Source organism: Wenxinia marina DSM 24838, assembly GCF_000379485.1.
Classification (GTDB): Bacteria; Pseudomonadota; Alphaproteobacteria; order Rhodobacterales; family Rhodobacteraceae; genus Wenxinia; species Wenxinia marina.
In genome coordinates this window covers 41328-56624 of sequence record NZ_KB902277.1, presented here as the reverse complement: position 1 = coordinate 56624, position 15297 = coordinate 41328, and the positions used below count along the sequence as shown (strand labels likewise).

Here is a 15297-nt window from a genome sequence, read left to right as displayed (position 1 = left end):
CGGGCGGCGAACGAGAAGGGGAGCCGGGGACGTGTCCGAGACGGTCCGCGACAGGGTGATCGCGATCCTCGCCGAGCAGGCGGTGCTCGAACCGTCGGACGTGGAGCCGCAGCACAGCCTCGCCGACCTCGGCATCGACAGCCTAGGGCTCGTGGAATCGATCTTCGCGATCGAGGAGGCGTTCGACATCTCGGTCCCGTTCAACGCCAACGCCCCGCAGGAGAGCGGCTTCGACGTCAGTTCCGTCGACGCCATCGTCGCGGCGGTGGAGCGGCTGATCGCCGAGCAGAAGGGCTGAACCTCCCGTGAAACGGGTCGTCATCACCGGCGCCGGTACGATCAACGCGCTCGGCCCCGACGTGCCCTCCACGCTGGAGGCGATGCGCGAGGGGCGGTGCGGGATCGGCCGGCTGGAGATCCGCGACCTCGACCGGCTGGCGGTGCAGATCGGCGCGCAGGTGAAGGGCTACGACGAGGCGGCGCACTTCTCCCGTCAGCAGCTGGCCCTTTGCGACCGGTTCACCCAGTTCGCGCTGATCGCCGCGCGGCAGGCGATGGCGCAGTCGGGCCTCGTGGTCGAGGGCGAGCTTGAAACGCGCATGGGCGTCGTCCTCGGCACCTCCGGCGGGGGGCTGACCACCACCGACGACAATTACCGCGCGGTGTACGAGGAGGGGAAGACGCGGGTGCACCCCTTCGTCGTGCCGCGCCTGATGAACAACGCCGCGACGGCGCACGTGTCGATGGAGTTCGGGCTGCAGGGGCCGTCCTTCACGGTCTCGACCGCCTGCGCCTCGTCCAATCACGCGATGGGGCAGGCGTTCCACATGGTCCGCTCCGGCATGGCGCCGGCGATGCTGACCGGCGGGTCCGAGGCGATGCTGTGCTTCGGCGGGATCAAGGCGTGGGAAGGGCTGCGCGTGATGAGCCGCGAGGCCTGCCGCCCGTTCAGCGCGACTCGCGACGGCATGGTGCAGGGCGAGGGCGCGGCGGTCTTCGTGTTCGAGGAGTACGAGCAGGCGCGGGCGCGGGGGGCGGAGATCCTGGCCGAGGTGGCGGGCTTCGCGATGACCTCGGACGCGGACGACATCGTCGTGCCGTCGGCCGACGGGGCGGCCCGGGCGATGACGGGGGCTATGGCCGACGCGCGGATGGCGGTGGAGGAGGTCGGCTACATCAACGCCCACGGCACCGGGACCGCGGCGAATGATCGCACGGAATGTGCGGCGATCTCGGCGACCTTCGGAGCGGCGGCGGACCGGCTGATGATCTCGTCGACCAAGGCGATGCACGGCCACCTGATCGGCGGCACCGGCGCGGTGGAGCTGCTGGCCTGTCTCATGGCGCTGCGTGAGGGGGTGATCGCGCCGACCATCGGCTACGAGGCGCCGGATCCGGATTGCGCCCTCGACGTGGTGCCGAACGTGGCGCGGGAGGCCAAGGTGACGGCCGTGCTGTCGAACGCCTTCGCCTTCGGCGGCCTCAACGCGGTGCTGGCGCTGCGCGCCGCGTAGGGTGGGTGAAACCCACCGCTGCGGAACGCAATGGGTTTCACCCACCCTACAGACGCGATGGATTGGCCCAGTGGCCACCCGTCCCGGGCTCGATCCGGGACCTCGCGCGGCCGTCGCACCCTTTCGGATCGAGGCCCCGGCGCAGGGCCGGGGCGGGGTTTAGGGGATCCTCCTGCGCCACGAAAGAGGGCGCCGCCCGCGGCGACGCCCCCGATCTTGCGGTCCGCCCGCTTACTGCGCCGGCGCGTTCGCGGACTGGGCGTCGAAGCCGGCGGTGAAGCCCGACAGCGACACGTCGAGGACCACCTGCTGGTCCGGCGCCAGCGCCGGCACGATCACGATCTGCGCCGCGGCGCCGCGCTTGAAGCGGTCGACCATCGCCTGGTCGAAGCCGATCCGCGCCAGGCAGCCCGACGACAGCAGCGGCGAGAAGCCGCGCTGCGAGCAGAAGGTGAACGGGTAGGTCAGCGTCTCGCCGCTGTCGACGGTGAGGCGGAGGCCCGCGGGCAGGTACGTCTCCATCGGCGCGACGAAGTTCGCGCCGGCGACCGCCTCGGACCCTTCGGGCAGCGGGAACAGGGCGATCTCGGCGACCGGATTGTCGTCCTCGTCGAGCAGCAGCTGGTACAGCGTGCAGGGCTCGGCGCCCTCTTCCACGCGCAGGCAGCGCAGCGACCAGTCGCCGAACTCCTCGCGCACGTACGGCGCGCCGGGACCGTCGGCCTGGGCGCCCTCGGGCGTGCCCATGGAGAGGTCGTTGATAGAGGGCGCGCCCCCGCCGTCCGTCGCGGCGCCGTCCGTGGTCTCGGTGGCCGCGCCCGCGTCGGTCTCGCCCGTCGCGGTCTCTTCGGTCGCGGTCTCGCCGGTCGCCGTCTCTCCGGTCGCGGCGTCGTCGGTCGGCGTCTCGTCGGTCGCGGTCTCGTCGGTGGCCGTCGCGTCCTGTGCGGCGAGCGGACCGGCCAGCACGAGGGCCAGCGCGGTCGAAAGGGTCAGGTGCCTGAACATCGTGTCTTCCCGGGTCTGGTCGCGTTCGCCCGCGGCTCTATCACGCCCCGCGTGGCCTGTCAGGGACGAATTACCCGCGCCTCACGCCGGTGTCAGCCGACCGTGGTCGAGGTCACGCCATAGAAAAAGGGGCCCGTGCGGACCCCCTTTCCCGTTCTCCCTGTCGGACTTGGCCGACCTATTGCGCCGGACGCTACGCCACGGCAGGGCGGTCCGTCAACAGCGCATCTGTGTATTTTTTCCGACAGCCGCGGAGGATCGCGCGCCTTTCCTCTTGACACGAAAAAATGGCCGCGCCGAGGCGCGACCAAGTCTGACAGGGAGGATGCGGGGCCGGCGACAGATCGGTCCGGTCCCGCAGCAACAGACTGGCATCAAGAGGTTAAGAAGTTATTGTTCGCTTTGAACGCAGCAGACGCGGCCGACCGTTCGGCCCCGGGAGGGTCCGATGGACGGCGACGCGATCTTTGTCGGCGGTGGTGGCGACGGCCATGACGAGAAGCAGTGGTTGCGCCTCGACATGGCGAACCGGCATGGCCTGATCGCGGGCGCCACCGGGACCGGCAAGACCGTCACCCTGCAGATCCTGGCCGAGGGGCTGTCGGCAGCCGGCGTCCCCGTCATCCTCGCCGACGTGAAGGGTGACCTGTCCGGCCTCGGCCTCCCCGGCCGCGCGGACCACAAGCTGGACGCGGCGTTCCGCGAGCGCGCCGCCACCATCGGCCTCGACCTCGACTACCGCGCCGTGCCCGTCACCTTCTGGGATCTGTTCGGCGAGCAGGGCCATTCCGTCCGCACCACCGTCGCCGAGATGGGTCCGCTGCTGCTGTCCCGCCTCCTCGACCTCAGCGACGCGCAGGAAGGAGTGCTGAACGTCGCCTTCCGCGTCGCCGACGAGGAGGGGCTGCCGCTTCTCGATCTGTCGGACCTGCAGGCGCTGCTGGTCTGGTGCGGCCAGAACGCGCGCGACCTGTCGCTGCGCTACGGCAACGTCACCACCGCCTCGGTCGGCGCGATCCAGCGGGCGCTGCTGGTGCTCGAGAACCAGGGCGCCGCGCAGTTCTTCGGCGAGCCGGCGCTGGATCTGGCCGACATGATGCGCCACTCGGCCGACGGGCGGGGTGTGGTGAACATCCTCGCCGCCGACCGGCTGATGAACGCGCCCCGGCTCTATGCCACGTTCCTGCTGTGGCTGCTGTCCGAGCTGTTCGAGGTGCTGCCCGAGGTCGGCAACCCGGACAAGCCGAAGCTCGTCTTCTTCTTCGACGAGGCGCATCTGCTGTTCGAGGACGCGCCGGATGCCTTGATCGACAAGGTCGAGCAGGTGGCGCGGCTGATCCGGTCCAAGGGCGTCGGCGTCTTCTTCGTCACCCAGAACCCGGCGGACGTGCCCGACACCGTCCTCGGCCAGCTCGGCAACCGGATCCAGCACGCGCTGCGCGCCTTCACGGCCAAGGACCGCAAGGAGCTGGAGAAGGCGGCCGAGACCTACCGCGACAATCCCCGCTTCGACACCGCCGACGCGATCCGCGACGTCGGGACCGGCGAGGCGGTGACCTCGTTCCTGGACGAGAAGGGCGTGCCCGGCCTCGTCGAGCGCACGCTGATCCGCCCGCCCTCGTCGCAGCTCGGCCCCGTCACCCCGGAGGAGCGGGCGCGGCTGATCGCCGGCTCCGGCCTCGGCGGGCGCTACGACACGCCCGTCGACCGCGAGTCGGCCCGCGAGATGCTGGCCCGGCGGGCGGAGGAGGCGTCCGAGCCGGCGGCGTCGGAGACCGAGGATGACGGCCTGAACCACGCCCGCCGCTGGGACGGCGGCCGCCGCGGCGGCGGCGTCCGGCAGGAGAGGGCGCGCCGAGACGACAAGGGCTTCGGCGACGCCCTGCGCGACGCGGCGCTGAAGGAGCTGCGCGGCACCACCGGACGCCGCATCGTCCGCGGCATCCTCGGCGGGCTGTTCCGCGCGCGCTAGCGGGTGATCCAGCCACCGCCGAGGACGCGGGTGCCCCCGGTCTCGTAGAAGACGCAGGCCTGTCCCGGCGCCACGCCTTCCTCGGCGACGGCGAGCGTCACCTCGGCCGTCGTCGGCCCGGTCGGCCGCAGCACCGCCTCCGCCGGCCGGCGGGTGGACCGCACGCGGACCGAGATGTCCCGCGCCCCCGCCTCGAAGGCGCCGTCGCCCAGCCAGTTGATCTCCTTCACCGGCACGGTACGCGTCGCCAGCAGCTCGGCCGGGCCGACCACCACCTGCCGCGCATCGACGTCGAGCTTCACCACGTACAGCGGTTCGGTCAGGCCGCCGATGCCGAGGCCGCGGCGCTGGCCGACGGTGTAGTGGATGACGCCGCGGTGCTCGCCGAGGACGCGGCCGTCGACATGGACGATCTCGCCCGGCTCGGCCGCGCCGGGGCGCAGCTTCTCGATCACCGCGGCGTAGTTGCCGTTCGGCACGAAGCAGATGTCCTGGCTGTCGGGCTTGTCCGCCACCGGCAGGCCGTAGCGCTGCGCCAGCGCCCGCGTCTCGGCCTTGGAGACGAGGCCGCCGAGCGGGAAGCGCAGGTAGGACAGCTGCTCGGCCGTGGTCGAGAACAGGAAGTACGACTGGTCGCGCGCCGGGTCGGCCGCCATGTGCAGCTCGGGCCCGTCCACGCCCATTTCGCGGCGGATGTAGTGGCCCGTCGCCATGCAGTCGGCGTCGAGGTCCTTCGCGGTGCCGAGCAGGTCGCGGAACTTCACCCGCTCGTTGCAGCGGATGCAGGGGACCGGGGTGGCGCCGGCGATGTAGCTGTCGGCGAACTCGTCGATCACCGCCTCGCGGAACGTGTTCTCGTAGTCGAGGACGTAGTGCGGGAAACCCATCGTCTCGGCCACGCGGCGGGCGTCGTGGATGTCGCGCCCGGCGCAGCAGGCGCCCTTCTTGGCCAGCGCAGCGCCATGGTCGTACAGCTGCAGCGTCACGCCGACGACGTCGTAGCCCTCTTCGGCCAGCATCGCGGCCACGACCGAGGAATCGACGCCCCCCGACATCGCCACGACGACGCGGGTATCCGCCGGCGACTTGGCCAGGCCGAGCGAGTTGAGCGCGGGATCGAGCGGCATGGGAGGCCTCGTTCGGGGAAAGGGCGGGCGCAAGGCGGCGAATATAGGAAAATTGGCCGTGTTCTCAAGGGACCGCTTCACGCAGCCTTAAAAGCCGCCGACCGAAGGTCCGCCCCGCTCACGATGCTGATCATGGGGTGTGAGATGTATCTCAAGAAGGTGGATGGTCCGCGGTCGGTGACGCTGCCGGACGGACGCATCATGACGCGGGCGGACCTGCCGCCGCCGGACACCGAGAGGTGGGTCGCCTCGCGCAAGGCGGCGGTGGTGCGCGCGGTCGCGGCGGGGCTCATCAGCCGGGAGACGGCGCTGACGACCTACCGGATCTCCGGAGAGGAGTTCGAGGAATGGGTGACGGCGGTCGCGATCCACGGGGAGGCGGCGCTGCGCGCGACTGCGCTGCAGAAGTATCGGCAACCCCCGGGGTGACAGGTCGGGACACGGGCGGTAAGGTTTCCGGGCGTCCGTTCACCGTTCGTCCTTTTAGTAACGTCAGGTTAACCATTTGCGGTCTAGGGTCGGGACAACGCAACAGTTCGGAGGCCGAGCATGCGCATCCTGTTGGTGGAAGACGATCCCGCGACGTCGCGCAGCATCGAGCTGATGCTCACCCATGCCAACCTCAACGTGTACGCCACAGACATGGGGGAGGAAGGGATCGACCTGGCGAAACTCTACGACTACGACCTGATCCTCCTCGACCTCAACCTTCCCGACATGACGGGGCACGAGGTGCTGCGTCAGCTTCGGCTCAGCCGGATCGACACCCCGATCCTGATCCTGTCCGGCGACGACGACACCGAGAGCAAGCTGCGCGGCTTCGGCTTCGGCGCCGACGACTACCTGACCAAGCCCTTCCACCGGGAAGAGCTGGTCGCCCGCATCCACGCGATCATCCGCCGGTCCAAGGGGCACGCCCAGTCGGTCATCAAGACCGGGCAGATCACCGTGAACCTCGACGCCAAGACGGTCGAGGTGGGCGGCGAGCCGGTGCACCTGACCGGCAAGGAATACCAGATGCTGGAGCTTCTCTCGCTCCGCAAGGGCACGACGCTGACCAAGGAGATGTTCCTCAACCACCTCTACGGCGGCATGGACGAGCCCGAGCTGAAGATCATCGACGTCTTCATCTGCAAGCTGCGCAAGAAGCTGAGCCAGGCCACCGGCGGCGACAACCACATCGAGACCGTCTGGGGCCGCGGCTACGTCATGCGCGACCCCCAGCCGAAGGCGGAGGATTCAGAGAAGATCGCCCTCGGCGCCTGACGCCCGGGCGCAGCCCGCCCTCCGCGCCGGCCCCACTCACGGGACTGCTTTACGGACGGGAGGACGGCTTCTAAGACGGGCGTCGGGCATGGGCCGGCGGGGACGAGGCGTGGCGACAGGCAGGCGAGGGCAGGGCGGGGCGACCGGGGCCTCCGACGTGGACAGCCTGACGCCCGAGGCGGCCGAGGCCGAGCTCGCGGACCTCGCGCAGCGGCTCGCTGCCGCGAACGACGCCTATCACGGCGCCGACTCGCCCGACATCAGCGACGCCGAGTACGACGCGCTGAAGCGCCGCAACGCCGCGATCGAGGGGCGCTTCCCCGGGCTCAAGCGCGCGGACAGCCCGTCCGAGCAGGTCGGCGCCGCGCCCTCCGGCGCCTTCGCCAAGGTGCCGCACGCGGTGCGGATGCTGTCGCTCGACAACGTCTTCGACGACGCCGAGGTGACCGAGTTCGCGGCGCGGGTCCGGCGCTATCTGGGGCTCGGCGACGATGCCGACCTGGCCTTCACCGCCGAGCCCAAGATCGATGGACTGTCCCTGTCGCTGCGCTACGAGAACGGCGCGCTGGTCCTCGCCGCCACCCGCGGCGACGGCACGACGGGCGAGAACGTGACCCGCAACGCCGAGACGATTCCCGACATCCCGCGGACGCTGCAGGGCGCGCCGGACGTCCTCGAGGTCCGCGGCGAGGTCTACATGAGCCACGATGATTTCGCGGCACTGAACGCCCGCGGCGCCGAGACCGGGCGCACCTTCGCCAACCCCCGCAACGCCGCCGCCGGCTCGCTCCGCCAGCTCGACCCCGCGGTCACGAAGGAGCGGCCGCTGCGCTTCTTCGCCTATGCCTGGGGCGAGCTGTCCGAGCCGCTGGCGGACACCCAGCTGGGCGCGATCGAGCGCCTCGCCGCGCTCGGCTTCCGCACCAACCCGCTCACCCGCCTCTGCGACGGGCCCGAGGACATGCTCGCCACCTACCGCGAGATCGAGGCGCAGCGCGCCACGCTCGGCTACGACATCGACGGCGTCGTCTACAAGGTGAACGACCTCGCCCTGCAGCGCCGCCTCGGCCTGCGCTCCACCACGCCCCGCTGGGCGACCGCGCACAAGTTTCCGGCCGAACTCGCCTGGACCCGGCTCGAGGCGATCGACATCCAGGTCGGCCGCACCGGCGCGCTCAGCCCCGTCGCGCGGCTGACGCCGGTGACCGTCGGCGGCGTCGTCGTCTCGAACGCGACGCTGCACAACGAGGATTACATCGCCGGCCGCGACAACAGGGGCGCGCCGATCCGGGGCGGCAAGGACATCCGCGTCGGCGACTGGGTGCAGGTCTACCGCGCCGGCGACGTGATCCCCAAGGTCGCGGACGTGGACCTATCGCAGCGGCCGAAGGATGCCGCGCCCTACGCCTTCCCCGAGACCTGCCCCGACTGCGGCAGCCCGGCCATCCGCGAGCCCGGCGACAGCGTGCGCCGCTGCACCGGCGGACTGATCTGTCCGGCCCAGGCGGTGGAGAAGCTGAAGCATTTCGTCAGCCGCCCCGCCTTCGACATCGACGGGCTGGGGGCGAAGCAGATCGAGATGTTCTTCGCCGACGACCAGCTGCCGATCCGCGAGCCGGCGGACATCTTCACGCTGGAAGAGCGGGACGCGAAGAACGTCACAAGGCTGAAGAACCGCCTCGGCTACGGCGAGACGTCGGCGACCAACCTCTTCCGCGCCATCGACGACAAGCGGACGATCCCCTTCGCCCGCCTGCTCTTCGGCCTGGGCATCCGGCATCTGGGCGAGGTCGCCGCCGCCGACCTCGCCCGGCATTTTCGCGAATGGGACGCGCTCACCGCCACCGTCGACCGCGCCCGCCCGGCCGCCGCCGCCCACCTCGCCGCCGAGGCGGCCGAGGCCGAGGAGCGCGCCGCTGCGGCGGACGAGGGACGCCGGGCGGAGCCGAAACGGGTCCGCGACGCCGCCTGGGCGGACGTGGCGCCAGAGGCGAAGGACGCCTGGGACGAGATCGTCGGCATCGAGGGAGTCGGCGGCGTGCTCGCCGCGTCCCTCGTCACGGCCTTCGGCAGCGAGGCGGAGCGCGCCTCCATCGACCGCCTCGTCAGCCACCTGACCGTCGAGCCGCCGGAGGCGCGCGACTTGGGCAGCCCGGTCGCCGGCAAGACCATCGTCTTCACCGGTACGCTGGAGAAGATGACCCGCGCCGAGGCCAAGGCCCGCGCCGAGGCGCTCGGCGCCAAGGTGGCCGGCAGCGTCAGCGCCAGGACCGACCTCGTGGTCGCCGGCCCCGGCGCGGGCTCGAAGGCGAAGAAGGCCGAGGAGCTGGGCGTCGAGACGCTGGACGAGGACGGCTGGATCGCGCTGATCGGCGGCCTCTGATGGCGGGGCGGCCGGAACGCCTGTGGCCGCTCTTCGGCGACCTGACCGGGCTGGACGGCATCGGCCCCAAGACCGCGCAGACCCTCGCCGCCGGCGGCATCGAGAAGCCGCGCGACCTTCTCTTCACGCTGCCCCATTCCGGCATCGACCGTCGCCGCCGCGCCAGCGTGCGCGAGGTGACGCCGCCCGCGGTCGCGACCGTCGAGGTGACGGTCGGCGCGCACCAGCCGGCGAAGGTGAAGGGCCGGCCCTACCGGGTGACGGTGGAGGACGCGGGCACCGCCTTCCAGCTCGTCTTCTTCCACGCCCGCGGAGACTCCCTGAAGCGCCTGCTGCCGACCGGCGAGCGGCGCCTCGTCTCGGGCCGGGTGGAGCTGTTCGACGGCATCGCCCAGATGGTCCACCCCGACCACGTGCTGCCGCCCGGCGAGGCGAACGACATCCCCGACTTCGAACCGGTCTACCCATTGACCGGCAGCGTGACGCTCAAGACGATGACGAAGGCGGCCCGCGCGGCGCTGGCGCTGGCGCCCGAGCTGCCGGAATGGATCGAGCCGAGCCTGATGGCCCGCGAGGGCTGGCCGGACTGGCGCACGGCGCTGCACGCCGCCCACGGGCCGGAGCACGGCGCCGACCTCTCGCCGGAGGCGCCGGCGCGGCGGCGGCTGGCCTACGACGAGCTGCTGGCGCACCAGCTGACGCTGGCGCTGGCGCGATCCCGCACCCGCAAGGCGCGGGGGCGGCCGACGACAGGGGACGGTCGCCTGCGGAACAAGGTCCTCGCCGCGCTGCCCTACGCGCCCACCGGGGCGCAGCTGCGCTCGGTGGACGAGATTGCCGCCGACATGGCCGGCGAGGCGCGGATGTCGCGCCTGCTGCAGGGCGACGTGGGCGCCGGCAAGACGCTGGTCGCGTTCCTCGCCCTCCTGATCGCGGTGGAGGCGGGCGGGCAGGGCGTGATGATGGCGCCGACCGAAATCCTCGCGCGGCAGCATCTCGACGGCCTGCGGCCCCTGGCCGAGATGGCGGGCGTGGTGGTGGAGCTGCTCACCGGCCGGGACAAGGGCGCGGAACGCGCAGCCAAGCTGAAGGCGCTGGCGGCGGGCGACATCCACATCCTCGTCGGCACCCACGCCGTCTTCCAGAAGGACGTCGCCTTCGCCGACCTGCGCCTCGCCGTGGTGGACGAGCAGCACCGATTCGGCGTCGCCCAGCGGATGGAGCTGGGCTCCAAGGGCGAGGGCGTGGACATGCTGGTGATGACCGCGACGCCGATCCCCCGCAGCCTCGCGCTCGCGCAGTACGGCGACATGGACCTGTCGGTGCTGGACGAGAAGCCGCCGGGGCGGACGCCGGTGAAGACCTCGCTCGTCTCGATCGGCCGCATCGACGAGGTGGTGGAGCGGCTGCGCGGCGCGGTCGCCGAGGGGCGCCAGGTCTACTGGGTCTGCCCGCTGGTGGAGGAGAGCGAGACGTCCGACCTCAGCTCCGCCGAGGACCGGTTCAAACGGCTGCGGGCGATCTTCGGCGAGGGGGTCTGCGGCCTCGTCCACGGCCAGCTGCCGCCGGCCGAGAAGGACGCCGCGATGGCGCGGTTCGTCGCGGGCGAGACCAAGGTGCTGGTGGCGACGACGGTGATCGAGGTGGGGGTGAACGTGCCCAACGCCTCGATCATGGTGATCGAGCGGGCCGAGACGTTCGGGCTGGCGCAGCTGCACCAGCTGCGCGGCCGCGTCGGTCGCGGGGCGACCGAATCGACGTGCCTGCTGCTCTACGGCCAGCCGCTCACCGACGGCGGCCGGCGCCGGCTGGAGATCCTGCGCGAGACCGAGGACGGGTTCCGCATCGCCGAGGAGGACCTCGCCATGCGCGGCGCGGGCGACGTCATCGGCACGGCGCAGTCGGGGCTGCCGCGCTTCCGCATCGCCGACATCGAGCGGCAGGCGGCGCTCATGGAGTTTGCGCAGTCTGACGCGCGGACGCTGCTGGCGACCGATCCGGGGCTGGAGGGCGAGCGCGGACAGGCGGCGCGGCTGCTGCTGTGGCTGATGGAGCAGGACCGGGCGATCCGGCTGATCGGCATCGGCTGACGGATGTTCTCAGAAAGTTCTGGACAGGTGCGGAACGATATGAGAACAAAGGGTCAACGAAAGCGTGACTGACCCGGAGGACGACATGGCCCACGACATCCGCGACGCGATCATCCGCAGCCGTTCGACCCTGATCGCGGACTGCGTCGGGGCCGCGGCCCTCGTCGTCCTTCTGATGGGGAGCCTGTCGCTGCCTCACCTGTTCTGAGTTTCTGCCCGGCGTCCCGTCTCGCCGACCGCCCGCCTGCGCGCTGTCCCAACCCCGCGCAGGCCAGATTGCCCGCCGGTCGCCTGCCGGCGGGCCGTTCCCCCGGGGTTTGCCTCCCCCAGCGGTCAGCGACTGTCCCAACGGGATGCCTTCTGCCTGCCGCCGCCCTTCGGTCCCGAAGGTGCGGCGGTTTTCTTTTTCAGGCTGTCGGGTGGGGGCCGGAAAAGTCCCCCGTGGGGCCGCTCAGGCGCTTTGTCGCGCCCGGGCTGCCTCGAACGCGTCGAGGGTCGCCTCGAAGGCGAGGAGGATCGAGGGGTGCCGGTTGCGGTAGTCCTTCGCCGGCTCCAGCACCTTCAGTTCATCGAACGGGGCCGATGGCACCGGCCCGTTTTCCTTCAGCATCGCCACCAGCTCGTCCCGGCCGCGGCGGATCGTCGCCTCGTCCTGCCCGACCACGGAGGCGCCGAGGATCGACGCCGACGCCTGCCCCAGGGCGCAGGCCTTCACGTCCTGCGCGAACTGCGCCACGCGTCCGTCCTCGACGTTCAGGTCCACCGTCACGGTCGACCCGCACAGCGGCGAGCGCTTGCGGGCCGTCCCCTCGGGCGCGTCCAGCCGGCCGCGATGCGGGATCGACGCCGCAAGCTCGAGGATGCGGCCGGAATACAGCTTGATGAGGTCGGTCTCGGACATCGCGTTGCCCTCTCTGGCGCTGCCCACTAGATAGGCGCGCGGTCCGGCAATGCCAAAGGATTTCCCGAAATGTTCGACCCCGCGACGCTCCGCTACGACGCCGCCGGCCTGATCCCGTGCATCGCGCAGGAGGCGGCGACGGGCGAGGTGCTGATGCTGGCCTGGATGAACGCCGAGAGCGTGGCGCGCACGCTGGAGACGGGGCGCGTGACCTACTGGTCCCGCTCGCGCGCGGCCTTCTGGGTGAAGGGCGAGACGTCGGGGCATGTGCAGGAGCTGGTGGAGCTTCGGCTCGACTGCGACCGCGACTGCCTGCTGGCGCTGGTGCGGCAGACCGGGCCGGCGTGCCACACCGGCCGGAGGGCGTGTTTCTATACGGCCGTCCGGGACGGGGACGAGGTGGAACTGCTGGCGCCCGAGGCCTGAGCGGCGCGCGGGCGGCGGGCCGGTCGCCGGAGTATTTGCAGGCAAGATAGGGGAGCAGGTCAGGCGAGGCCGACCATGCGGCGGATGTTCTCTGGCGTGGCCCCTTCGGCGCGGTAGCGCGAGATCGCACGGGCGTCGTCGCGTTTCGCCAGACGCCGGCCGGTCTCGTCGCGGATCAGCCGGTGGTGGTGATACCACGGCAGCGGCAGGCCGAGCAGGCGTTGCAGCAGGACGTGGATCGGCGTCGCCTCGGCCAGGTCGGCGCCCCGCGTCACCAGCGTGACGCCCTGCGCGGCGTCGTCCACCACCACCGCAAGGTGATAGGACGTGCCGAAGTCGCGCCGCTGCAGCACCACGTCGCCGATCCGCTCCACCATCATCGCCGCCGGCCCCGCGACCGACCGCGGCCCGCCCTCGCCGGTTTCCATGTAGGGCATGTCGCCTAGGCGACCGGCCGCCCGCGCCATGTCGAGGCGGAGCGCCCCGCCGGGGCGGCGGTCGGTGCGGCGGGCGGGGGCGTCGGCGGGGCGGCAGGTGCCGGGATAGACGATGCCGTCGGGACCGGTCAGCGGCGCGCCCTCCTGCGGGGCGCTGGCCGCCTGGTAGATGTCGGCGCGGCTGCAGCTGCAGGGGTACAGCAACCCCGCCCGCCAGAGCAGTTCGAGCGCGTCGTCGTAGGCGGCCATCCTCTCGGACTGGCGCAGGACGGGCTCGGGCCATTCAAGGCCGAGCCAGCGAAGGTCGTCGTAGATCCGTTGCTCCCATTCCGGCTTCGACCTCTGTCGGTCGATGTCCTCGATCCGCAGCAGGAACGTCCCCCCGGCCTTCTCCGCCAGCTGTGCGGCGGTCAGGGCCGAGAAGGCGTGGCCGAGGTGGAGCGGGCCGGTAGGCGAGGGCGCGAAGCGGGTGCGGACGTCAGGAGCGCCGCGAGGCCCAGCCGGTGCTGCGCTCATGGATCACCAACCACGCGAGCAGGATGAAGATCGGGTGGCCGAGCCCGCCCGAAATGACGATCGCCGGCAGCCAGACGAAGAAGATGACGACGCCGAGGATCGGTCGACCGGCCAGGGCGATGGCGAGCGGGGGGAGGAGGAGGGCGAGTAGGTACAGCATGGGCGGCGAACTCCGATGGGTCGCGGTTCGTTCCCTGAAGTGGGGATCGCCGCCGCGTCAGACAAGCGCCGGTGCGTCCTGCGCGGTGAGCCAGCCCTGCCAGTCCTCCTTCGCCCTGTCGGTATAGCCCTTGTACCGCTCGCGGCGCCCGCGCCGGCCGCCGCGGGCGTCCTCCAGCGGCGGGAACAGGCCAAAATTGACGTTCATCGGCTGGAACGTCTTCGCCTCGGCGCCGCCGGTCACGTGGGTGACGAGCGCGCCGGTCGCCGTGGTGGGCGGCGGCGCGGACAGGGCGCGGCCGAGGATCTCGAACGCCGCGAGCCGCCCCGCCAGAAGGCCGGAGGCCGCGCTCTCGACGTAGCCCTCGACGCCGGTGATCTGTCCGGCGAAGCGGACGTTCGGGCGCGAGCGGAGGCGCAGCTGGCCGTCGAGCAGCGTGGGCGAGTTCAGGAACGTGTTGCGGTGGATGCCGCCGAGGCGCGCGAAGGCGGCGTCCTTCAGGCCGGGAATCATCCGGAAAACCTGCGCTTGCGCGCCGTACTTCATCTTCGTCTGGAAGCCGACGATGTTGTAGAGCGACCCCAGCGCGTTGTCTCGGCGCAGCTGGACCACCGCGTAGGCCTTCTCCTCCGGCCGGTGGACGTTGGTCAGGCCGATCGGCTTCATCGGACCGTGGCGGAGCGTCTCGCGGCCGCGCTCGGCCATCACCTCGATGGGCAGGCAGCCGTCGAAATAGCCGGCCGTCTCCCCCTCGCGGAACTCCGTCTTGTCGGCGGCGAGAAGGGCGTCGATGAACGCCTCGTAGTCCGCCTTCGTCATCGGGCAGTTGATGTAGGCGGTGCGCTCCTCCTCGGTCTCGCCCTTGTCGTAGCGCGACTGGCGCCAGGCGACGGACATGTCGATCGTCTCGGCATGGACGATGGGCGCGATGGCGTCGAAGAAGGCGAGTGCCTCGGCCCCGGTCTCGGCGGCGATGGCGGCGCCGAGGGCGGAGGAGGTGAGCGGACCGGTGGCGACGATCCAGTGGCCGGACGAGGGAAGCTCGGTAACCTCCTCGTCCGTCACGGAAATCAGAGGATGGTCACGAAGGCGCGCGGTTACCGCTTCGGAGAACGGATCGCGGTCGACGGCGAGGGCGCCGCCCGCCGGCAGGCGGTGGCAGTCCGCCGTCTCCATGATGAGTCCGCCCGCGGCGCGCATTTCCCAGTGCAGGAGGCCGACCGCGTTCTGTTCGTCATCGTCCGAGCGGAACGAGTTCGAACAGACCATTTCGGCCAGATTGCCGGTCCTGTGGGCAAAGGTCCCGACGCGGGGGCGCATCTCGTGGATCACCACGGGGATGCCAAGGCGCGCGGCCTGCCAGGCGGCTTCGCTGCCGGCCATGCCGCCGCCGACGATGTGGAGGGTCTCGGTCATGGGGCGCACATATCGTCGCCGGGCCGGCGAGGGAAGGGTCGCGACGGACCGGGAGTGAAACGGCCGGCCCGCGCTTGCGCGGAC

General features: G+C 71.4%; 15 protein-coding genes. 9 read left to right on the top strand and 6 right to left on the bottom strand.

Translation table 11 applies throughout. The annotated features are described in order from the left end of the window. The first annotated feature begins 31 nt into the window (after window positions 1-31). Both A37W_RS0102210 and A37W_RS0102205 read left to right on the top strand, forming a co-directional pair. A complete protein-coding gene (locus A37W_RS0102210) occupies window positions 32-298 on the top strand; it encodes an acyl carrier protein (RefSeq protein WP_018301390.1) in 267 nt (88 codons plus the stop codon). Window positions 299-305: 7 nt separating this feature from the next. Continuing rightward, the gene (locus tag A37W_RS0102205; RefSeq protein ID WP_018301389.1) at window positions 306-1514 is read left to right on the top strand and encodes a beta-ketoacyl-[acyl-carrier-protein] synthase family protein; all 1209 of its coding nucleotides are present in this window, start codon (window positions 306-308) and stop codon (window positions 1512-1514) included. A 231-nt stretch (window positions 1515-1745) separates the two neighbouring features. On the opposite strand, the gene A37W_RS0102200 is transcribed toward A37W_RS0102205, so the two are convergent. After that, complete coding sequence (locus tag A37W_RS0102200) at window positions 1746-2519, bottom strand: invasion associated locus B family protein (RefSeq protein ID WP_018301388.1); 774 nt, start codon at window positions 2517-2519, stop codon at window positions 1746-1748. A gap of 448 nt (window positions 2520-2967) precedes the next feature. Here A37W_RS0102200 and A37W_RS0102195 point away from each other — a divergent pair, with 448 nt between their 5' ends. Beyond that, window positions 2968-4491 carry a helicase HerA-like domain-containing protein gene (locus A37W_RS0102195; protein ID WP_018301387.1) on the top strand — a complete coding sequence of 508 codons (1524 nt, stop codon included), beginning with the start codon at window positions 2968-2970 and terminating at the stop codon, window positions 4489-4491. Here A37W_RS0102195 and mnmA read toward each other — a convergent pair. Then, window positions 4488-5618, bottom strand: coding sequence for a tRNA 2-thiouridine(34) synthase MnmA (gene mnmA / locus A37W_RS0102190; protein WP_018301386.1), 1131 nt, complete (start codon window positions 5616-5618; stop codon window positions 4488-4490). The genes A37W_RS0102195 and mnmA overlap by 4 nt on opposite strands. 144 nt (window positions 5619-5762) lie before the next feature. Between mnmA and sciP the strand changes: the two genes are divergently transcribed. The 5 genes from sciP (at window position 5763) to A37W_RS24500 (ending at window position 11565) form a co-directional block, all read left to right on the top strand. Then, window positions 5763-6047 carry a CtrA inhibitor SciP gene (sciP, locus tag A37W_RS0102185; RefSeq protein WP_026198240.1) on the top strand — a complete coding sequence of 95 codons (285 nt, stop codon included), beginning with the start codon at window positions 5763-5765 and terminating at the stop codon, window positions 6045-6047. Window positions 6048-6167: 120 nt separating this feature from the next. Continuing rightward, window positions 6168-6884 carry a response regulator transcription factor CtrA gene (gene ctrA / locus A37W_RS0102180; RefSeq protein ID WP_018301384.1) on the top strand — a complete coding sequence of 239 codons (717 nt, stop codon included), beginning with the start codon at window positions 6168-6170 and terminating at the stop codon, window positions 6882-6884. 88 nt (window positions 6885-6972) lie between these two features. Next, window positions 6973-9267 carry an NAD-dependent DNA ligase LigA gene (gene ligA / locus A37W_RS0102175; RefSeq protein ID WP_081617014.1) on the top strand — a complete coding sequence of 765 codons (2295 nt, stop codon included), beginning with the start codon at window positions 6973-6975 and terminating at the stop codon, window positions 9265-9267. After that, window positions 9267-11357: an ATP-dependent DNA helicase RecG gene (recG, locus tag A37W_RS0102170; RefSeq protein WP_018301382.1), complete on the top strand. Its 2091-nt coding sequence runs from the start codon at window positions 9267-9269 to the stop codon at window positions 11355-11357. Before ligA ends, recG begins: the two co-directional genes overlap by 1 nt. 85 nt (window positions 11358-11442) lie before the next feature. Continuing rightward, window positions 11443-11565, top strand: a complete 123-nt coding sequence (locus tag A37W_RS24500; RefSeq protein ID WP_018301381.1) for a hypothetical protein — start codon at window positions 11443-11445, stop codon at window positions 11563-11565. Between the two features lie 243 nt (window positions 11566-11808). Here A37W_RS24500 and A37W_RS0102160 read toward each other — a convergent pair whose 3' ends face one another. Then, window positions 11809-12258 carry an iron-sulfur cluster assembly scaffold protein gene (locus tag A37W_RS0102160; protein WP_018301380.1) on the bottom strand — a complete coding sequence of 150 codons (450 nt, stop codon included), beginning with the start codon at window positions 12256-12258 and terminating at the stop codon, window positions 11809-11811. A 69-nt stretch (window positions 12259-12327) separates the two neighbouring features. On the opposite strand from A37W_RS0102160, the gene hisI reads away from it, so the two are divergent. Continuing rightward, complete coding sequence (hisI, locus tag A37W_RS0102155; RefSeq protein ID WP_018301379.1) at window positions 12328-12684, top strand: phosphoribosyl-AMP cyclohydrolase; 357 nt, start codon at window positions 12328-12330, stop codon at window positions 12682-12684. A gap of 59 nt (window positions 12685-12743) precedes the next feature. On the opposite strand, the gene gluQRS is transcribed toward hisI, so the two are convergent. The 3 genes from gluQRS to trmFO are packed head-to-tail and all read right to left on the bottom strand — an operon-like array spanning window position 12744 to window position 15213. Next, window positions 12744-13637 (bottom strand): tRNA glutamyl-Q(34) synthetase GluQRS, encoded by an 894-nt coding sequence (gluQRS, locus tag A37W_RS0102150; RefSeq protein WP_018301378.1) that lies wholly within the window; start codon window positions 13635-13637, stop codon window positions 12744-12746. Next, a complete protein-coding gene (locus A37W_RS0102145) occupies window positions 13600-13797 on the bottom strand; it encodes a hypothetical protein (protein WP_018301377.1) in 198 nt (65 codons plus the stop codon). The genes gluQRS and A37W_RS0102145 overlap by 38 nt, the downstream gene beginning before the upstream one ends. Window positions 13798-13854: 57 nt before the next feature. Then, complete coding sequence (gene trmFO, locus A37W_RS0102140; RefSeq protein WP_018301376.1) at window positions 13855-15213, bottom strand: methylenetetrahydrofolate--tRNA-(uracil(54)-C(5))-methyltransferase (FADH(2)-oxidizing) TrmFO; 1359 nt, start codon at window positions 15211-15213, stop codon at window positions 13855-13857. Window positions 15214-15297 lie beyond the last annotated feature (84 nt).